The following is a 20,977-nucleotide window of genomic DNA, read 5'->3' as shown; positions in this document are numbered from 1 at the left end:
TCTCTGACGTGATCTAGTCATCCAACACTTCTTGCCCGGGGAACAGCACATCGGTAAAACCGAACGTGCGAAAATCAGTGATCCGCATCGGATAAAGTATACCATGTAGATGATCACATTCATGTTGAACGACGCGTGCATGGAAGCCTTCTACCCTTCGGTCAATTGCATTACCAAGCTGATCGACTCCCTCATAACGAATCCGGATATAGCGCGGTACCATACCGCGCAGACCAGGAACACTTAAACACCCTTCCCAGTCTTCTTCCATTTTTTTCGATAATGGCGTCACAACAGGGTTAATTAAAACAGTAAAAGGAACTGCTTCTGCCTGTGGATAGCGTGGATTATAGTCCACACCAAATATAACTACTTGTTGGTCGACACCAATTTGCGGAGCAGCCAATCCTGCACCATTGAGTGCCGCCATGGTATCCTTCATATCCTGAATGAGCGCATCAAGTTCAGGCGTATTGAATTTATTCACTCTCCTCGCCTCTTGCAGCAGGCGTGGATCTCCCATTTTTAAAACAGCTCTAACCGTCATTTATTTTCACCAAAAATCCCAATATATTTCGCACACTTACCATGGCTTTTTCCAAGACAGCGTAAACCTCTTCTAGCGGAATTGCGCGTACGCTTGTGCCCCGTCCTGCTGCATGGTTCGCCACAGCTGCAATCGCAGCATAAGGTAGTCCTAACTCCTTAGCAAGCGCCGCCTCCGGCATACCTGTCATGCCTACCATATCTACCCCATCCCGCTCCAATCGATTCACTTCTGCTACTGTCTCAAGTCGCGGCCCTTGGGTCACCGCATAAACTCCCCCATCGATAACTTTCTCGTTCGCCTGTTTCGCTGCTAACAGAAGATGACGACGGGTGTCCAAACAAAAAGGATGGGTAAAATCAGTATAAGTAATCGGCCTGTCGGTTTTATCAAAATAAGTACATTTCCGACCATAGGTATAATCAATGATTTGATCCGGGACAACAACTGTGCTTGGTGTCAAATCTGCTCGTATACCTCCTACTGATACGACCGCGATTACTCTTTTTGGTTTAAATAAACTCAATGCCCAAAGATTGGCTTGGTAATTCACTGCATGCGGCGGAATAGTATGACCATGACCATGCCGTGCTAAGAATACAATTTCTTGATTATCTATTTTGCCAAAGGTTAATGGACCAGATGGCTCACCATAAGGTGTTCTCACAATCTGGCGATGTGATATTTCGAGAGAAGCAAGCTTGGTCATTCCGCTCCCACCAATAATTGCAAGCATACTTTTTTACACTTTACTCCATTTCCAAATCAAAAATGACGCGAAAGCGAACCGCAGACAGTATAAATAATACAACAAGGTGAAGCCGACAAAGTCAGTTTTGATTTAGAAATGAAATTACTCCTTCATAGCGAAGATTGCAGGTAAATTTCGCCACAGACCCTTTATATCCATACCATACCCAAATACATATCGGTCTGGTAATGACATACCTATGAAATCAGCACTGATCGGCTTCGTTTTACCGATAGCTTTATCTGCAAGTACAGCGCTATAAAAAGCTTTTGCACCTTCCTCTATAATGCACTGACGGATGGCTGCAAGTGTGAATCCTTCATCAAGAACATCATCCAACACAAGCACAACTCTTCCTTTCAAATTAGCCGGCGGCAATACTTTCCATTCAATAACACCACCTTCAAGCGTTTGATTATAGCGAGTCGGGTGTATATAATCGAAATCCAGGGGAAAATTAAGTAACTGTAACAATTGTCCTGAAAAAACCACGGCACCACTCATCACACAAAGAACCAATGGATATTGCCCTGCTAATACCGTTGTTATGTTTTTAGCCATCTGCTCGACTATTTCCGACAACATATGAGCAGAAGCGATCAATTCTGCATTCTTTAAAAATTGTTTTGCTTTTTTATCAACGAGTACGGCCATATCAATTGCTGACTCCAGAACTGTCTTGCAACAATTTCATTAGTCCTGCTTCATCAAGTATCTTAATACCCAACTTTACCGCTTTGTCATATTTGCCACCTGGATCGGATCCTGCCACTACATAATCAGTTTTTGTAGAAACACTACTCGTGACTTTTCCACCCAAGTGTTCAATTTTTTCTTTGGCCGCATCTCGTGTTATGCTGGGTAAAGTTCCTGTCAGAACAAAGGTCTTGCCATGAAGGAGGCTACTAATCTGTCTTACCTTTCCTGAATGCTCTTCCCATCTGACCCCACAGCTACGTAACTGCTCGATCACCTCCCGATTGTGCTTCTCTGCAAAAAAATCAACAATACTTAGCGCCACTACAGGACCGATATCTGGAACCATCTGTAACTGCTCCACGTTCATAGCCATCAATCGGTCAAGCTGGCCCACATAATACGCCAGATCCTTGGCAGTAGATTCTCCTACATGACGAATGCCCAGTGCGTAAATGAATCGAGCAAGTGTGGTCCGCTTACTTTTTTCAATCGCCACCAGCAAGTTATTCGCTGATTTCTCTGCCATACGCTCCAGATTAGCCATCGCGGAAAGACCGAGCTTATACAGATCAGCAGGAGTGCGCACGATAGAATTTTCCACTAATTGATCTACCAATTTTTCACCCAACCCTTCGATATCCATCGCCCGGCGTGAAGCAAAATGAAGAATGGCTTGTTTGCGCTGTGCAGGACAAAATAGACCACCAGTACACCGCGTGACCTTTTCGCCCGGCAGACGCACTGCTCGAGCGCCACAGATGGGACAGTGATCAGGCATCAAAAAAGATTTTGCATGCGATGGGCGTTGCTCAGGGACAACAGCTACCACCTCCGGAATGACATCCCCCGCTCTGCGTACAATCACTTTATCACCAATCATAATCTGCTTGCGCTTGATTTCATCTTCGTTATGTAAGGTTGCATTGGTGACTGTCACGCCACCAACAAAAACTGGTGCTAATCTTGCAACAGGTGTTAGCGCTCCTGTCCTTCCAACTTGAACATCAATGCCTACCAAATCAGTCACGTCTTCCACTGCAGGGAATTTATGGGCAATGGCAAAACGAGGCTCACGGGAAACAAAGCCAAGCTTTGCCTGCTGCGCTAAATCGTTAACTTTATACACGATACCGTCGATCTCGTAAGGCAGCTTATCACGTGAGGTAGTCATTTCGTGATAGTAAGCGAGTAATGCTTTTACACCAATGGCCACTTTATATTCGCAGGCGATCGGAAAATGCAATGTTTTCAAGTAATCCATCGCTTCACTTTGTCGAGTATAGGGAGGAGCTGTCCCTTCATGGACACCCACGCCGTAGGCAAAAAAGACCAATCTGCGCTTCGCTGTTATAGCTGGATCAAGCTGTTTTACTGAACCTGCTGCAGCATTACGTAAATTAGCAAACGTCTTTTTATTTTTTTTCTGCTGCTCCTGATTGAGTTTCTCAAAATCTGCTTTCAATATAAGCACTTCACCCCGCACCTCAAACAAGGATGGTGGATGCTCTAGTGACAACCGCAAAGGAATCGATTTAATGGTACGCAAATTAAGCGTGATATTTTCCCCTTTCTCACCATCGCCACGCGTGGCACCACTTTTCAATATACCTTTTTCATAAGTCAAATTAACAGCTAATCCATCGAATTTAGGTTCTAGCGTATATTCGACATGATCAATTTTTAGTTCTTTACGGATACGGCGGTCAAATGCTTCTACTTCTCTGTCTTCAAACGCATTTTTCAGTGAAAGCATAGGAGTACGATGCATCACCTGGATAAATTCTTTGAGTGGTGCAGCACCTACACGCTGAGTAGGAGAATCAGAGGTAATGAGCTGAGGATAATGCTGCTCGAGCTGCTGCAATTGGCGGAACAACCGGTCGTATTCTGCATCCGGAATGGTCGGTGCATTCAAGGCGTAATAACGATAATTGTGCATATCAATCGTTTCACGCAATGTCTGAATTTGCTGTTGAATTGTTTTGATGGAATCGTTCATATCAATTTTGAGACATCCACGCGTAATCATAACTCAGGGTGCAAGTCAAGTTATAAATAGTGTTGCGAATTCTATTTATTCTAGATATTTTTCCATCAATAACAATCTTAGAATAGCAATTTTTTCTGAAATACCCAAACCTGAAGAAGTCACCGTTAGACGAGAACGAGATGGAGCGTGCGAGAGACCGCAATGTCATCCCCTGCAGTAAAAAGCAATGCCGTATTCGCGCTTGGAGCAACATATGATACACCTCGAAGCCTCATCACTATTTCTGGTGAATAAGAAAATTTTAAAAATGCCTGTATCATGGACCAACTCCCCAATTAGGCGTTCAATTGCAGAATTAAGCTAAATATTATTTCTTGGAGATTTACACTTTTCCTATCGATTTTATTATCGAAATAAACCATCACTTGACAGCAATTTATTCCGAGAGCATTATTTAAAAAAAGCGATTTATTAGAAAAATAATTTACTTTCAATACCTTAATTTCAGATCGAGAAAAAGTTTATGAGTATATCTTTGACGTTCAAAGAAACCATGTCGGGTTATTTTACCCTCGGAGTAACTGATCCGGCTGAAGGAGCTAAGGTAGGTAAGCAAAACAACACTCAGCTCGCCATGCACGCCAAAGTTAGTTTAGATGACCTGGATCGCTTTTTAAGTGACCCCAACCATCTAGGATGGTTGACCGGCACGATAGATTTTCCACCCTTTGGAACTGGAATCGCGGCGAATTCTGGCATTTTTAACTTGTTCAAACCTACCAATGACCCTGACGTGACCTATATGGTCTATGAATTGGCATTCCAGCATCAAGGACAAGATTATTATTTAGCTGGTCACAAGAACGTCAAGGATGATCCTGCTGGCTTCGATCTCTGGTCTGACACGACCACTTTGTATACCTGCTTATATCAAGGTAAAGACAAGAGTGGTCCGATCGTTGGTGCGGGTATATTGACATTAGGTGTTAAACAACTGGCTGATCTGCTTTCCACCATCCAAGTGCCGGGAGCTACCAGTCTGGCTGAGAAAGCACACGCTATTGAAAAATTTGGCGCGTTTTTTGCCGGAAAACTATGGGATAGTTATATTATTCCTAAATTCGGTAAACAGTTACTCGATAAATCGCATGATGAGACACTGCATTATGACGTGATCGTCATTGGTAGTGGCTTTGGTGGCGCTATAACTGGCTGTAGATTGGCGGAAAAGGGACTGAAAGTCTGTATTCTCGAACGAGGTCGCCGCTGGGAAGTCAAGGATTATCCGCGCGATCCAAAGGATGCTTGGTTGTGGTCCAATGAAAAACCCGCAGAATTGAATGGGTGGATTGATCTGCGCACCTATCCTAACATGGCGGTTGCGCAGTGCAGTGGCGTGGGTGGCGGCTCACTCATTTATGCAAATATTTTTGTTGAAGCGGAGCCATTTGTTTTTGATATGGGCTGGCCCAAGGAGATCACTTACGAATCCTTAAAGCCCTATTATGAAAAGACCGGCAAAATGCTCAACGTCCAGGAAGTTCCTGATAATCAGTGGCCAGCCAAGATGAAGCTGATGAAAGAAGCCGCTGAGAAAAGCGGTTACAGTAGCCGTTTTCGTAAAATGCCACTAGCCGTCAACTTTGACCCTGATTTTAGCTATGATCGTGCCGACCCCTTCGGCAATCAACATTCCAAATATCACATCAATGCATTCGGTCAGGAACAAGGTACCTGTATTCATTGCGGTAACTGTGACATTGGGTGTCCAGTCAAGGCTCGTAATACTCTTGATTTAAATTATATTCCTCTGGCTGAACAGCATGGCGCTGTGGTCAAACCACTGCATTTAGTGCAACGGATCACACCATTACAGAGCGGTACAGGTTATCGTGTTGATTTCAATGTAATCGATATTGATAGAAAAAAACTGGCCCCTGGTTTTCTCAACGCAAAAAAAGTAATTGTTGCAGCCGGCACCATGGGAACTAACGAATTGCTCCTGCGCTGCCGTGATCAATATGGAACCTTACCCAATCTTAGCTCTGTTCTCGGAACAGGATGGAGTTCCAACGGCGATTTCCTGACGCCGGCTATTTTTAACAATCGTGATATTTCACCGACTCAGGGCCCGACGATCACCAGTGCCATTGATTTTCTGGATGGCTCTTTTAAAGGGCAGCGATTCTGGGTACAAGATGGTGGCTTACCCAATCTGATCAAAGACGCCGTTACTGGTTTAAGTACAGATCATCAATATGGTCATTTTTTTAGTGTTCTGCAAACTCTGGTTAAAAACAATACCCCTTTATCTTGTGTCATGCCGTGGTTTGGACAGGCAGTTGATGCTTCTGATGGCGTGCTTAAACTTTCACGCAGCCGGATTCCGCCATTTCGCCACAAGATGGAACTGAATTGGAATATTCAAAAATCAGCAGGTGCCGTGCAAGCTTTAATCGACATGCATATAGAACTCTCAAAAGCGACAGGAGGAGCTGCTGAAGTTCCTTTGACTTGGACTGTTCTGAAAAATTTAATTACCCCGCATCCGTTGGGGGGGTGTCGGATAGGTACGAGTAGTACAGATGGTGTTGTCGATCATAAAGGAGAAGTATTTGGTCATCCTGGTCTTTATATTGCCGATGGGTCCATTATCCCAAAAGCAGTTGGATTAAACCCTTCTCGCACGATCGCCGCCTTAGCAGAACGTATGGCAGAACTTATCAAGCCTTGATTCCAGCTATAACAAATTATATTGAGAGAATAACATCATGAGTCTGAAGGAGCGCATGGTTCCTTTCACGGCTGGCGACGGCATGGCGTTGAACCTGATTAATGTTCGCTCAGCCACACAGCCACCCAAGCAAGGCCCCATTATCCTGGTTCACGGCGCAGGAGTCCGGGCAAATATTTTTCGTGCACCCGAAAAAGAAACAATTGTAAATGCACTTATCGAAGCTGGCTATGATGTCTGGTTAGAAAACTGGCGTGCTAGCATTGATTTTCCTGCCAATACCTGGACGCTCGATCAAGCCGCACTTTACGATCATCCTTACGCAGTGCGCAAAATCTGCGAAGAAACAGGGTACAAAACCATGAAGGCGATTATTCATTGCCAAGGTTCTACCAGCTTTATGATGTCTACCATGGCAGGCCTCCTGCCGCAGGTGACGACCATTGTTGCTAACGCAGTAACCTTGCATCCAGTCGTCCCCGCCTGGTCAGCGTTTAAGCTGAATTTTGTTGTACCACTGGTAAATATGCTGACTCCCTATGTAAATCCTCATTGGGGCGTGGAGGCATCGACCTGGATTGCCAAGATAATGACAGCTTTGGTCAAATTGACTCATCATGAATGTAATAACATAGTCTGCAAGTGGGTGAGCTTCACTTATGGCAGCGGCTTTCCAGCTTTATGGCGGCATGAAAATCTCAGCGAAAATACACATGAGTGGCTTAAGGAAGAATTCGGTAACGTGCCCTTGAGATTTTTTCAACAAATGGCTCGCTGCGTCCATAAGGGTAATCTGGTTTCGGTAGAAGGTTTTCCTGAATTACCATCAGATTATGTTGCGACACCGCCCAAAACGGAAGCGCGTTTTTCATTTTTTTGTGGTGAAAAAAATCGCTGCTTTTTACCGGAAAGCCAAGAAAAATCATGGGCCTATTTCAACAAATTACAACCAAATTTTCATACATTTCATAGACTTCCCGAATATAGTCATTTGGATATCTTCATGGGCAAGAATGCTGCTCGTGACGTATTTCCCATCATGATCGAAGAACTCTCTAAATAATGAGGAGATAACTAACTACATGGGCATTCCAAAGCGAATCAAAGCAATTTCCGGCCAGCATTCCCTGGTCGACGGCATCCCTTTTCAATTACCTGTACAATGCGCGCCTTCCCCCGTTCTCATGGCAGTATTCCCCATCAATGCAGACAAGGCCAAAGCAGTATTGCCAGCAGAAGTCTATCCGCTGCGGCTCCGTAATAACAAGGGATTGCTGGTGATAACCGTCATCAATTACTTAGGTACCAACATTGGTAAATATATCGAATATAGTATCGGCATCGCCTGTACTCATGGACTTAAACCTGCTCCACCATTACTTCCCTTATTACTGATGAATACTTTCGGTACAGGCCAATATGTGCTCGAATTACCAGTCTCTACAAAGATTTCAGTAAAGGGTGGCAAGGGTATCTGGGGCATGCCCAAACATCAAGGTAATCTGAACTTTAATATCAGTGATAAAACAGTTAGCAGTCAATATGATCTGGATGGAAAACTGGTGACTTATATAGAAATCGCTCGCCCCTCATTCTCTTTCCTGCCATTATTGAACATCCCTGCTGTCAATTACTGCGCTTTCCGCGGGATGCTACTCAAATCCAGCATTTACATTAAAGGCACAGCGGGCATGAAGCTGTTTAAGTTTGCCAATGCCAAACTAGTGCTGGGTGATCATCCACGTGCTGATGCCTTGAAAACCCTTGAAATTGAGAATCAACCTTTGATGACTGCATTCATACCGGATGTTATCGGTACGCTTGATGATCACATCGAATCCTGGTTCCTACACCAGGCCACTCCCCCATCAACCTCACCAGAAGGATTTGAAAGCGTTATTGATTTGCCGCTGGATGAAACGTGGCCATCACCGCCAAGTGCACCGATTATTGGTGAAACATTTGGTAACCTCAACCGCTAAAGATCAGTAGCATGAATACAGACGCATTCATCTACCTGGCAGCATCCCAAAAAACCGGTGAACCCAAACGAGCCTTAGTATTGCCGGGTGGTGGCCTGCGCTTATCTTATCAAGCAGGCATCCTGGTTGCACTCGAGGAAGCAGGCATGGCCTTTCAATTCATGGATGGTACCTCAGGTGGTAGCTTGAATTTATCCATGCTGTTATCAGGCATCTCGCCAGAAGAAATATCTGAGCGTTGGCGTACTCTGCGTATGATTGATACCATTTCATTTCTACCACTTGAGGATTATCTCAAAGCTGAGAATTTACAAGGTATGGGTGATGCGGATAGTTTCCGCAACAAAGTATTGCCACATTTTGGGATCAATTTTGCAACCATACATCAGGTGAATACGGTCAGTGCCAACTATAACGTCCTGGATTATGCGAATAAGACCGTTAAGACCATTTCCCATCGAAATATTGATGAAGATATGGTCATTGCTGGCATGTCTTTACCAGGCGTCTTTCCTCCAGTCTATAAGAATGATGGTATTTATCTGGATACCGGTTTTGTCCAGGATGCCAATCTCATCGAAGCAGTCAAGAATGCTGCTGAGGAAATTTGGGTACTTTGGGGGCTGGGCAACACGGGAGTATACCGCGGCGGAGTATTACACCTTTACGTGCAAATGCTGGAAGTCAGCGCCAATACTGCTTTGAATAATCAATTGGAGCTCATACGTGAACTCAATCACCGTATTGAGAAAGGTGATAGCCCTTATGGACAAACTCGCCCAATTCAAGTTCACGTGATCCGGCCTGATTATCCTTTACCATTGGACCCAGATTTGTATCTTGGCAAAATCAATCATGCCACCTTGATCGAAATGGGTTATGCTGATGGCAAGACTTATTTACATAACCTTGCCAAAGCACCCAATCAAATCCCCCCTATCAATCCTTCCCGCATGAAGAATCCGGTGCCAGGGATTCGCTTTTCGCAACAGCTACAGGGCCGCCTAAATTTTCAGGGACAGACACCCTATACAAGTGAGGAGTTGAAACTGAGTCTGACCGTTCACATTAACAATCTGAACGCTTTTATTGATGATTCATTACACAGCGCAAGAGTAACTGGCCATCTGGAAAGCCCCTCTATTGGACCTTTCAGAATGCTCACTAATGGTAATTTTACTCTGGAAAATGTAACAAAAAAAATGCGGAGAATTACCTATTCATTTGATGTTGAAAAAGATAACCAAAATTACAGTTTTATCCTTGAACAAGTCCTCAATGACGATCCTGGCATCGAAATGTGGCGTGATTTATCAAACATGAACCTAAAATTATTCAAAGGACGGGCACAGGATGGGAATCTTTTGGCTAATAGCACGTTGCATCTGCCTTTGACGAGTCTCAAAGACTTAATCAGGGGCTTTCATGCTACGGAAGCGACATCATTCACCGAAGAAATCGCAATCAAAGGGCGTTTTGCCCGCTTTTTCATAGGTGAATTATATGATGTTTATAGTTAATAGCTTGCGAACGAAGATATTTCTTAATTTCATGAAGGTATTGATGTCTACAACACTTCCCTTCTAGAAAGTTTAGCCTTGCTGCGCGATATATTTAATTTATCTGACCCAAATTAGGTCGGCGGCACAAATTGGGTTTGGCTAAATCTATCCAGAAGCGCTTGTTCATCAGCATCTGCATCATGTTCCAGTCTAGCTTATTCCATTTCTAAATCAAAACTGACTCTGTCAGCTTCACCTTGCCGTATGATTTATACTGTCTGCGGCTCGCCTTCGCGTCATGTTTGATTTGGAAATGGAATGAGTGAATTATCCGGAATGATAGCTTGCTGAGATATTTTTAAACAGTAATATTATAAAAATCTTCTCGCTGTTTAATCTATTGGGCTCTACAATAGTCAATAAAGCTCATTAAGTTCTAATCTATTTTCATTATGAATGACCAGCAACTCAAGATTCGCATCAAACTCAATCAGATTCCACAATTCTCCGAAGCCAGCAACTCAGAAGAAACAGTCAATCAAACAAAACCTCCTTTTGACTGGACAAAAATATCTACGGCAGTATTGTTATTTGTGATAATGCTGAGTGGGATTTTATTGTGGTTGTTTGCCGAAGAAAGTGACCAGCCGGTTAATGAAACTTTATCAGCAGAAAATACTCAGTCCAAAAATTTTGAGAGTTTAGCCCTCGATAAGAACATAGAATCAAATGATCTATCAGCTAACAATAGCGACATGAGCGGTGAAATCTCAGCTCCTACCATGAAGTCAATTCCTGCAGACACACGCACTTCAGAGTCTATTAAAGCAACAACAAATCTAGGACATATCATTATTCCCCCTAGAAAGCCTGAAATAGTCAAGAATAAAATAAACAGCCAATCAACCAAGGCAAAAGCAGCTTACACTGATCGATCTCATGTTATCAAAGCTCAATTGACGAGTGCTATTCAGCAACAAGAACCCATTGACAATATCGATCATGTCCGGCTTTCTCAAGGAGCAAGCCGGACAATCTACTTTTTTCTCCACTTACGTGGATTAAAAGATCAAGAAATCAATATAAATTGGTTTCATCAAAATAAAGAAGTTGCGAAAATCCCGCTTGTAATTAAAAATGATGACTGGCGTACACATTCCAATAAATTGCTGAATAAAACCCAATTAGGTCAATGGCGAGTTGAGGTACAGGATCAATTCGGGAATTTGCTTGCCGAACGTGCTTTTACGGTGAGTCATCGCACCCAATAAACAATAGATGAGTATACCGATATCAAAAAATTTACTGTGCTTAAACATTGCTCATCGACTGAAATAAAACCATGAAATTTTGTAGTAGCTGTAGTGCCACAGTCGAGTTATATATACCAGAAGGTGATACGTTACCACGTTTTGTTTGTTCTACTTGTCATACCATTCATTATCAGAACCCAAAAATGATCGTGGGATGCATTCCTGAATGGAAAGACAAGATTTTATTATGCCGCCGTGCGATTGCCCCCCGAGAAGGGAAGTGGACTGTACCGGCAGGCTTTATGGAAAATAACGAAACATTAGCGCAGGCAGCTGCCCGGGAAACGCTGGAAGAAGCCAATGCGCGGGTAGAAATTGGTGATCTATACGCTGTCTATAGCTTACCTCATATCAGCCAGCTCTATCTCCTGTTTCGGGCTCGCTTGTTAGATCTGGATTTTTCTCCTGGCATAGAGAGTCTGGAAGTCAAGCTCTTCGATGAGCGTGAAATTCCATGGAATGAAATAGCTTTTCGCGTCATTCATGATCCTTTGAAACGCTATCTAGAAGAACGGCGTAAAGGGCAAATCATCTTTCATCTGGGTGTTATTGACCAGCCTTCATCGTGATTTCTTTCAATATGTTGAATTGATTACAAAGCAGATAATGAAATCCTCGATAACGCTATTCTTGCATTTGTTTATCAATCAAGGTGTTGCTTTTCAGGAAATGAATACTGTATCTAATCATGTTTGCTCATAACCGCCTCTGATAGCCATCAGCAAGATAGTGCCATCATATCCTATCGAGAAATGCTGGAGCACGCGAGAGGCTGGGAAAAGTACTTTTATACCCATTTTCAATGATGGGTACTTATTGCTTTACCGACCATCTTATATGAAGCAAGCCGGTACTTATGAAGCTTATCTGACACCCAATGCTCTGGATCAATTATGGTCGACAAATAGCAAAACCCTTGAATCTAATTCGATCTTATTCGCAAAAAGGTACAAAAAATAAAGCAGTAAGCATTTTTTCCCAATTTAAAGTATTGAATGCATCAATTACATTCATCGAAATTTATCCCAATCAATATAAATCTACTAAAATAACAGGCAGCTTAAATACAAAAAAGACTATTTCATGGTGCGGCCTTATTCCATTTACAAATCAAAAATGACGCGAAGGCGAGCCGCAGACAGTATTAATAATGCGGCAAGGTGAAGCCGGCAAAGTCAGTTTTGGTTTGGAAATGGAATTAAATAGACTGCTGAACAATTTTTCAATATCGAGGAAATTCAGTCCCTCCTCTCGGTTCAGCAAAAGCTAAAAATGATCCTAAAATGGTCTGATCTTAAAAAAATTAAATGAACGACTGATAACTGATTGCAGCACATCATTCCAACTGCGGAGGCAAGGCCAGTTATTAACATTAATTTATCAAGATGAAACGCATACGCTATCGGCTTGAATCTTTGATTCTCACCAAATTGAAATTAATACTACTATCGCAGCTAACCTTCTTGTCGCTTGCGATAAGTGGAGTTCCCCTCTCTTTCGCAGGGACATTTAACTTCGCTGGGGAAGAACATGGCGTAGATGTTATTACTCATCCCCCAGGTTATAGCGGTGCAGGTGCCAACTTGACCGTAACACTTGGTATCTCACCTTCATCCATTCATGCAGAAGAAATGGTGATTCCTATCCAAAATATCATCAGTACCTGGAATAATTTACTTCCCACGATTAATAATACTGTTAGAGAAGGAAGCAATGTTCCTGCTGACCACTTTGATTTTGAATCAGTTGTCCTGCACGAAGTGGGACATTGTATTGGACTCGGGCATCCCAATCTGGCATCTGAATCAGGTTTGAATGGCGCAAATAGAAACTTCACTCAATCTATCAAGGGAGTTGACAGTCAATTCAATCTTGACAGAGGCCCTGACAGTGTTAGTGGTTCTGGTGATGATTTACGTGGTGACGATATTAATCTTCACTGGTTTCGTAAAAGCAACAATAATCCATTTAATATTGCGACAACGGTGGATATGACAACCTATAGTCGCGAGCTATCTGATCTACCGCCTGGAAACACCTTTGCCATAAATGCTGATCGTAAAGTTGCTGCATTATTCGGTCTTCAGAATACTGAAGCTATTATGCAACAGGGGGCTCATGCTGGTGAAGCACAACGCACATTGGCTGCAGATGATGTGGCCACGCTGCGACTTGCCATGAGTGGCTTAGATAGAGTAGCAGGTACAGCGGACGACTATTCGTTAAAGCTAGAATTTGTCGGGTTCACTGACACGGCAGATATTGTCTTCAGTTTCGATGACAATAGAACATCATTTTCAATTAGTGAAATTATGGCAGAGCAAATTACCCCTACACACTTTGTGATCACTCAGGGACGAACTTACTTTAACAGCAATATTCCATGGTTCTTTAATAATATTCCCTCTCCCTCTCCTCCTCATCATTCAACACCTGTGCCTACTATTTTCGCTAATAATGCAACTGACTCTATAACCTTGTCACAAAATGATAGCTTAACTCTTACCGTATCTCTTAATCCTGGCGCCTATGGTGGAAACCAAGCAGATCACTGGATAGAGGCAATTACTCCGATAGGGACATTCTGGTTAAATGATAAGCTTGAATTTATCCTGTCAGATCAGCCTCTTCGAGTACATGGAGGCGAATTGTTTGCTATTGATCACTCTCCCATTGCGAGTATTCCTGCTAATATGCTGCCTGTTGGTTCTTACACTCTAACTTTTTCTGTTGATGACAATTCGGACGGTATCGTTAATGGCACTTTTAGCAGTTCAGTCACAATCACTATCACTCCTTAATGTAAATCTCACTTTCAGCTGATAATAGGAGGATTAAATCTCAAACAGCTTTAATAAAATTTACACCTAACAACCGCAGTTGGCTACTTGATTGGAGAGTTAAGCCCAGGATATATGAAGGCATTTCCGAAATTTTTTTATTCACTCGAATGGTGAGGCCGTTACAAAGTGAATCCTATGCCGCTTCAGGCGCGATGCGGCGTTGCTCTCCGTTGCAGGGGACGGCCATGCGACTTCATCACGTCTTGCCTCGCACCGGGCTCGCCCTACGCTCCACCCCATTCAATTGAGCTTGTAGGTTAACTCTAGGGTTAACCTTGCAAGAAAAGAATCAGCAATAACTCGCTCATCGGTTAATCTCAATAGGTGTTCCCACTATTACACGATCAAATAGATCCAGCAGATCGCCATTGTGCATACGAATACAACCAATCGAACCAGGTTTACCCATTTCTGCGCTATCGGGGCTGCCATGGATATAAATATAACGAGACATAGTGTCAACCAAGCCTAGCCGATTGAATCCGATTTCACAGCCTGATAACCACATGATACGCGTCAGAATCCAGTCCCGACCAGGATAGCGGGCAGCCAGCTCAGGTGTGTAAATTTCTCCGGTAGGACGGCGTTTGACAAATACTGTATTGATCGGTTGCTTATCACCAATTTTGGCGCGGATAATATGCTTTCCCAGTGGCGTACAAAAACTTCCCCGTTGCTGACCGATACCGTTTCTGGCAGAAGAGATTAAATAGCTTCTGACAATCTTATCTTCATCATTTATCAAGTTGAGTTGTTGTCGAGCAATACTGATATGAATTCTCATAATAAAAGGGCTTTGCCAGAATTTCGCTTTGAGATAAAAAACTGTCTTAGCAGACTGCTTGCTTCAGTTGCCAGCACACCCTTGATGACTTCCAAGTGATGATTAAGTCTTGTCTCTGCTGGCAAATTTAACAAGCTTCCACAGACACCGGTTTTGGGGTCGGCAGCAGCATATACCAAGCGCTTGATCCTGGCATGGAAAAGTGCGCCGATACACATTACACAAGGTTCAAGCGTCACGAATAACGTGCAATCCAATAAACGGTAATTATTCAAATTCTGAGCTGCATCACGTAATGCCACCACTTCTGCATGTGCTGTTGGATCCATGGCTATGATAGAGCGATTATAGCCACGACCTATGATTTCATCATTCCTGACGACTACTGCGCCCACTGGAACCTCTCCGAGTTCCTTCGCCTTGAATGCGAGATCAAGTGCTGCACGCATAAAATATTCTTTATCCATTGATATCATTAATAGTGTTATTTAACCTAAACCGCAATTGGACAGGGTGGAGCGTAGGGTAATCCCGGCGCGAGGCAAGACGTGATGAAGTCGCACGGCCATTCCCTACAACGGAGAGCAACGCCGCATTCACGCCTGGCGCGATATATGATACACCTCGTAGCAGCCTCACCATTCGGGTGAATAAAAAAATTTCGGAAATCCCTTCCTATGTCATGAGCTAATTCCATTTCCAAATCAAAAATGAAGCGAAGGCGAGCCGCAGACAGTATAAATAATACGGCAAGGTGAAGCTTACAAAGTCAGTTTTGATTGGGAAATGGAATTAGCTCTCCAATCAAGGGGATCAGCTGCAGCTTTCAGATTTAATCGAATAATTTGAGCATCAGCGTATCTTTTATGCTACATTCGCTTCATATTCCAATACTCTTCTATTGCCAGATATGGTGATCTCTTCCCGAGAACCTAGAATTTCAATGATCAATCATGCTAGGAACGAACTATGTACTTTGCGTGATCTGTTGCGTTTCGCAGTGAGCTATTTTAATCAAGCTGGCTTATTTTATGGCCATGGATTTCCCACTGCTTATGAGGAAGCTGCTCATCTGATTTTACACACACTACATCTTATTCCTGACCAATTAGACTTGTTTTTGGATGCACATATCACCCAGCCTGAGCGCGAACAAATCATCTATCGCATAGAACAACGTGTTACAGAAAGAATCCCAGTAGCTTATTTGACGAATGAGGCTTGGCTAAGTGATTTCAGTTTTTACGTAGACAAACGCGTTATCATACCGCGCTCGTTTATCGCTGAATTATTGCAAGACCGGCTGGCACCCTGGATTAAACAGCCCGATGCCATTCATGCCACACTGGATCTGTGTACGGGTTCAGGATGTCTAGCCGTATTGCTAGCTCATGCGTTCGAGAATGCAAACGTTGATGCAGTAGATATTTCTGCTGAAGCGTTGGAGGTCACTTTGAAAAATATAGATCGTTATAATCTAGCGCACGCGATCAAGCCGATTCAATCTGATTTATTTAATGAATTAGCTGGGAGACGCTATGATGTAATTATTAGCAATCCACCCTATGTTAATACTGAATCGATAACAGCACTTCCTGAAGAATATAGGCATGAACCAAGAATTGCGCTTGCAGCTGGTCCGGATGGATTGGCCATAATACGAACGATACTGAGTGAAGCTGCCAATTATCTGACCGAAGAAGGACTATTGATTATAGAAATTGGTCATAATCGAGATATCCTTGAGCAATCCTTCCCGCATCTGCCTTTTACCTGGCTGGAAACAAGCGCAGGCGATCAATTTGTTTTCATGTTGAAGCGCAGTGATTTAATTTACCACGTTTTTGAATAACGCCAGGCAAAGAAGTACTATTAACGAGTGCTAACAAATTTGTAGTTTCATTTTCATCCAGTTCATGCCACATGCCGCGCTTCAATCTGGGAGGCAGATGGATCGGACCAAACCGCACGCGAATTAGCCGGCTGACTGTTAAGCCCAATGCTTCAAACAGACGTCTTACCTCCCGATTTCTACCCTCTTTTAATATCACGTGATACCAACGGTTAGCACCTTCCCCACCTTGTTCCGACAAATCACTCACTTTTGCCAACCCATCTTCCAGCTCAATCCCCATTAATAATTGGCTCTTTTGTTCTGGAGTCAAACGACCAATAATTCTAACCGCATATTCACGTTCAACTTGGAAACGTGGATGCATAAGCCGATTTGCCAAGACACCGTTAGTGGTAAATATCAACAATCCACTGGTATTGAAATCCAATCTACCAATAGCAACCCAGCGAGATGATTTCAATTGTGGCAATTTATCAAAAACAGAGGGACGCCCTTCGGGATCATGACGACTCACGATTTCACCTTCTGGCTTATGGTAAAGAATAATGCGCGGTAAACGTTCGTTGGTATTGAGCCGTATAATACGCTTATTCACACGCACCAGATCTCTTGCCCCTACTCGATCTCCCAATTTTGCACTCCTGCCATTGATACTGACCTGACCTGAAGCGATCAGGGCTTCCATCTCACGCCGAGAGCCTAAACCGCTTTGTGCCAAGAGCTTATGGAGCTTATGGGTAACCATTAAATCAGGCTTGATGGCAGTATTGTCACTCAGCGGTGCCGACGCCTGCTTTTTCCTCGCACTGAGAGCTCGTTTGATATACATTTACTTTACTTCGCCATAGGAAATCATCTAATTAAGAAAGGCGCTGAATTTTAATAAACAAAATCAACAATCTAAGGGTTAATTTAATGCATTCGATCTCTTACTCAGAAAGGCAGCTTCATGCCGGGAGGCAATCCCAATCCACCTGTTAAACTCGCCATTTTTTCTTGGGTGGTGGCCTCTACCCGACGCACCGCATCATTCACTGCAGCAGCAATCAAATCTTCCAGCATTTCTTTATCGTCGCCCATCAAACTATTATCGATATGGATACGCTTGACATCATAGCGGCAAGTCATCACCACTTTAACCATACCCGCTCCTGATTGACCTTCAACTTCTATCGTCGCCAGCTGTTCTTGCATTACTTTCATATTTTCTTGCATCTGCTGCGCTTGCTTCATTAAATTGCCTAAATTCGCTTTTATCATTACTCTGTCTCCATTATTCAATTGGTTTAATCGAAGAAATGATGAGTTTCGCATCAAAATTTTTTACTATTTCTCTCACAAAGGGATCTGCTTCCATTGCGGCAATCGTTTCTGACTGCTTTGCCTGTTTTTCACGCTCTTGCATGACTAGTGATGTCATCCCCGTAATAGTTCCGATCGAAAACGTAACTTTAATTGGTTTGTTAAAATAGTGTTCTAATGCAGCTTTTAGTTTATCCTGATAAGCCTTTTCTAACAGATACTTATGTATTTCCGGCACACACAACTCAATCATATCAGTTGTGAAGAGCTTAGCCTCACAATGCTGCGCCAGCATCTTAGTCATCCCATTCAAGCTCAACTGATTTACGATTGATAACCAGCCTTCATTAGAAGAACTAGAAATCTCAGTCTCTTTTTTATGGACCGATTGGCTATTATTTGTCGCCTGATTCATTACTTGGAGAGGTTCTTGCCTAATATTCCTATCTTCTCCAGATTTCTTAGAAATCTCCCCCGAAAATATCTGCTCGGGTATAAATGCCAGCATCCGTATTAAAGTCATGGTAAAACCAGCATATTCGTCCGGCGCCAGATTCAAATCATTACGTCCATGAAGCACGATCTGGTAATACAATTGCACATCTTCAGCTGTAAAATGCTTTGCCAATGCAAAAAGTCGCTCACATTCAGTCAATGTCTCATCAATCGCCTGAGGCGCAATTTGTACTAATGCAACACGATGAAGTATGGCTGCGAGGCCCTGTAAAGCACTATCGAATGATAAGCTGCGCGCTTCCATCTCATCAGCAATTGATAACATTTTTACACTGTCTTTTCTCGCTAGCGCTTCTAACAAATCATATAAATATTCTTGATCTATTACACCCAGCATAGCATGGACATCAGCTTCTTGGACAACACCATTGCCATATGCAATTGCTTGGTCGAGCAAGCTCAGCGCATCTCGCATACTTCCTTGGGCAGCTCTTGCCAAGAATTGCAAGGATGCAGAATCGAATGCAATCTGCTCTTGCGATAATATTTTCCCCAGATGCACTGCAATCAAAGAGGAGGGAATTTGCTTTAAATTGAACTGAAGGCAACGCGATAATACCGTGATAGGAATCTTCTGCAGATCGGTGGTTGCCAGTATGAATTTGACATGTTCGGGAGGCTCTTCCAGAGTTTTGAGCATGGCATTAAAAGCCGATCTGGAAAGCATGTGCACTTCATCAATGAGATAAACTTTATACCGGCCGGCGGTGGGCGCATAACTTGCGCTCTCAAGGAGTTCACGCATGCTATCAACTTGGGTATTGGATGCTGCATCCAATTCTACCAGATCAATAAAATTTCCTTTATCAATAGAAATACAAGCCGGACATGCTCCACAGGGCATGGATGTCACGCCAGCTTCACAATTCAATGATTTAGCTAAGATTCTAGCAATTGTTGTCTTACCGACTCCACGTGTTCCTGTAAACAGATAGGCATGATGCAATCGATTCTGCTCAAGTGAATGAGTAATCGCTTTAACGATATGGTCTTGCCCAGTCAATTCAGAAAAGTTTCTCGGGCGCCATTTCCGGGCAAGAACTTGAGTTTGAGACACGATATTAATCAAACGAAGGAAAAAGAGTAGATCATTATCAATAACCTATCTATCAGTTAGGGTGGCGAGCCGAACCCCCGGCACTTGCAAAAAATAGCTGTGGCTGCTTCCTTCCGGACCTGACCAGGTTCACTACCCTGCAATGCGGGGAGGCCCGCCATAAGACAATTTTACATCAATCAACATTGCTGATTGGTAAATAACAATAGCCCAGTTAAAATTTTTACAAACTATTCAATAGATCTTTTGATAAACCACCGTCACAGCAGAAACGGCGCTAAAAATTCTATTAAAAAGCCCTTTGCCAATATTCAGCAAAGGGCCTGTAAATGCTTGGTGTAATCTTCCGAGTAACTTAAACCAGTAATTCAATGGTTGCGGGAACTCGCTCTAGTCTTGCCCTTCAATCAGGCAATTTTGCCTATTACAAGGAAAAGGAAATCAAGCAACCCATAGTTGCGCGAGTACACAATCATCTAAACCTGCTCTATCCGCAATCGACCTTTCGAAACGCAATATTATCATATAACAAATAGAAATAGGAGATTTTGCTTTAATCGTGTTTTGGCAGCCATTTTTAGATGGGGTGTCTTCCATTTCCAAATCAAAAATGAATGGCGCGAAGACGAGCCGCAGACAGGATAAATAATACTGCAAGGTGAAGCCGACAAAGCCAGTTTTGATTTGGAAATGGAATGACATATTGCCAATGGTTGTATGAATGCAGTAGGCATTATATGCTTGTATATCGACTATAGCAGAATTTCAGGATTGATAAGCCTGCATTGCCTATTAACCATTCGCGTTTCAGGCTGCCAAAGATTAGTTTCCCTTACAGCTTCATAGAACACCCATGCCATATTCTTCAAGCTATTGTTGATATTTATATGCATCGGCTGAAGATCTTTGTGGGTATCAGTTCTTCCGATGAAAATCTAATGTAATATGTTAATAAAGTTGATTAGCCGCATTTGCAAAAAAATGATTTTGTAATAATTGAAAAATATCACTACTGTCCGGTTAACCCTAAACTCTTGAGAGATAAAGCCTGAGTGGGCTTGGGGATGGAGTAAAATTGATGTGTTCGAAACAGCAATTTTCC

The 20,977-nt window shown here is 42.9% G+C and carries 17 protein-coding genes and 1 other RNA gene; 8 read left to right on the top strand and 10 right to left on the bottom strand.

Annotated features, from left to right (window positions below; genetic code table 11):
- Positions 1 to 13: 13 nt before the first annotated feature.
- From def to ligA, 4 genes are all read right to left on the bottom strand, one after another.
- Positions 14 to 547 carry a peptide deformylase gene (gene def / locus BM122_RS12045; RefSeq protein ID WP_074905784.1) on the bottom strand — a complete coding sequence of 178 codons (534 nt, stop codon included), beginning with the start codon at positions 545 to 547 and terminating at the stop codon, positions 14 to 16.
- Positions 537 to 1,283, bottom strand: coding sequence for an S-methyl-5'-thioinosine phosphorylase (locus BM122_RS12040; protein ID WP_074905783.1), 747 nt, complete (start codon positions 1,281 to 1,283; stop codon positions 537 to 539). Before BM122_RS12040 ends, def begins: the two co-directional genes overlap by 11 nt.
- 117 nt (positions 1,284 to 1,400) lie before the next feature.
- The gene (locus BM122_RS12035; RefSeq protein WP_074905782.1) at positions 1,401 to 1,952 is read right to left on the bottom strand and encodes a hypoxanthine-guanine phosphoribosyltransferase; all 552 of its coding nucleotides are present in this window, start codon (positions 1,950 to 1,952) and stop codon (positions 1,401 to 1,403) included.
- 1 nt (position 1,953) lies between these two features.
- Positions 1,954 to 3,996 (bottom strand): NAD-dependent DNA ligase LigA, encoded by a 2,043-nt coding sequence (gene ligA / locus BM122_RS12030; protein WP_074905802.1) that lies wholly within the window; start codon positions 3,994 to 3,996, stop codon positions 1,954 to 1,956.
- 514 nt (positions 3,997 to 4,510) lie between these two features.
- Between ligA and BM122_RS12025 the strand changes: the two genes are divergently transcribed.
- From BM122_RS12025 to BM122_RS11990, 7 genes are all read left to right on the top strand, one after another.
- The gene (locus BM122_RS12025; RefSeq protein ID WP_218152066.1) at positions 4,511 to 6,721 is read left to right on the top strand and encodes a GMC oxidoreductase; all 2,211 of its coding nucleotides are present in this window, start codon (positions 4,511 to 4,513) and stop codon (positions 6,719 to 6,721) included.
- Positions 6,722 to 6,758: 37 nt separating this feature from the next.
- Entirely contained in the window at positions 6,759 to 7,784 is a 1,026-nt protein-coding gene (locus tag BM122_RS12020) for a lipase family protein (protein ID WP_074905781.1), read from the top strand.
- A gap of 19 nt (positions 7,785 to 7,803) precedes the next feature.
- Complete coding sequence (locus BM122_RS12015; protein ID WP_074905780.1) at positions 7,804 to 8,703, top strand: acetoacetate decarboxylase family protein; 900 nt, start codon at positions 7,804 to 7,806, stop codon at positions 8,701 to 8,703.
- A gap of 11 nt (positions 8,704 to 8,714) precedes the next feature.
- On the top strand, positions 8,715 to 10,223 hold the full coding sequence (locus BM122_RS12010; RefSeq protein ID WP_074905779.1) for a patatin-like phospholipase family protein: 1,509 nt from the start codon (positions 8,715 to 8,717) through the stop codon (positions 10,221 to 10,223).
- Between the two features lie 434 nt (positions 10,224 to 10,657).
- On the top strand, positions 10,658 to 11,476 hold the full coding sequence (locus BM122_RS12005) for a DUF2914 domain-containing protein (protein WP_074905778.1): 819 nt from the start codon (positions 10,658 to 10,660) through the stop codon (positions 11,474 to 11,476).
- Positions 11,477 to 11,547: 71 nt separating this feature from the next.
- Positions 11,548 to 12,087 (top strand): NUDIX hydrolase, encoded by a 540-nt coding sequence (locus tag BM122_RS12000; protein ID WP_074905777.1) that lies wholly within the window; start codon positions 11,548 to 11,550, stop codon positions 12,085 to 12,087.
- A gap of 894 nt (positions 12,088 to 12,981) precedes the next feature.
- The gene (locus BM122_RS11990; RefSeq protein ID WP_143083422.1) at positions 12,982 to 14,319 is read left to right on the top strand and encodes a hypothetical protein; all 1,338 of its coding nucleotides are present in this window, start codon (positions 12,982 to 12,984) and stop codon (positions 14,317 to 14,319) included.
- A gap of 346 nt (positions 14,320 to 14,665) precedes the next feature.
- Here BM122_RS11990 and BM122_RS11985 read toward each other — a convergent pair whose 3' ends face one another.
- Entirely contained in the window at positions 14,666 to 15,145 is a 480-nt protein-coding gene (locus BM122_RS11985) for a L,D-transpeptidase (RefSeq protein ID WP_074905774.1), read from the bottom strand.
- Positions 15,142 to 15,612 carry a tRNA adenosine(34) deaminase TadA gene (tadA, locus tag BM122_RS11980; RefSeq protein ID WP_143083421.1) on the bottom strand — a complete coding sequence of 157 codons (471 nt, stop codon included), beginning with the start codon at positions 15,610 to 15,612 and terminating at the stop codon, positions 15,142 to 15,144. The genes BM122_RS11985 and tadA overlap by 4 nt, the downstream gene beginning before the upstream one ends.
- Positions 15,613 to 16,088: 476 nt before the next feature.
- Here tadA and prmB point away from each other — a divergent pair, with 476 nt between their 5' ends.
- Entirely contained in the window at positions 16,089 to 16,997 is a 909-nt protein-coding gene (prmB, locus tag BM122_RS11975) for a 50S ribosomal protein L3 N(5)-glutamine methyltransferase (RefSeq protein ID WP_074905772.1), read from the top strand.
- Here the strand turns inward: prmB and rluB are convergent.
- The 4 genes from rluB to ffs all read right to left on the bottom strand — a co-directional run bounded on the left by rluB (position 16,954) and on the right by ffs (position 20,034).
- Positions 16,954 to 17,829, bottom strand: coding sequence for a 23S rRNA pseudouridine(2605) synthase RluB (gene rluB, locus BM122_RS11970; RefSeq protein ID WP_083398473.1), 876 nt, complete (start codon positions 17,827 to 17,829; stop codon positions 16,954 to 16,956). The two genes, prmB and rluB, sit on opposite strands and share 44 nt — an antisense overlap.
- A gap of 104 nt (positions 17,830 to 17,933) precedes the next feature.
- Positions 17,934 to 18,257 carry a YbaB/EbfC family nucleoid-associated protein gene (locus tag BM122_RS11965; RefSeq protein WP_177198118.1) on the bottom strand — a complete coding sequence of 108 codons (324 nt, stop codon included), beginning with the start codon at positions 18,255 to 18,257 and terminating at the stop codon, positions 17,934 to 17,936.
- Positions 18,258 to 18,273: 16 nt separating this feature from the next.
- Entirely contained in the window at positions 18,274 to 19,875 is a 1,602-nt protein-coding gene (gene dnaX, locus BM122_RS11960; RefSeq protein ID WP_074905770.1) for a DNA polymerase III subunit gamma/tau, read from the bottom strand.
- A 60-nt stretch (positions 19,876 to 19,935) separates the two neighbouring features.
- Positions 19,936 to 20,034, bottom strand: an RNA gene (gene ffs, locus BM122_RS11955) — signal recognition particle sRNA small type.
- Positions 20,035 to 20,977: the final 943 nt, after the last annotated feature.

The sequence above is a fragment of the Nitrosomonas communis genome (genome assembly GCF_900114745.1).
In the GTDB taxonomy this organism is placed as follows: domain Bacteria; phylum Pseudomonadota; class Gammaproteobacteria; order Burkholderiales; family Nitrosomonadaceae; genus Nitrosomonas; species Nitrosomonas communis_A.
This window is presented reverse-complemented; position numbering and strand designations above follow the sequence as displayed.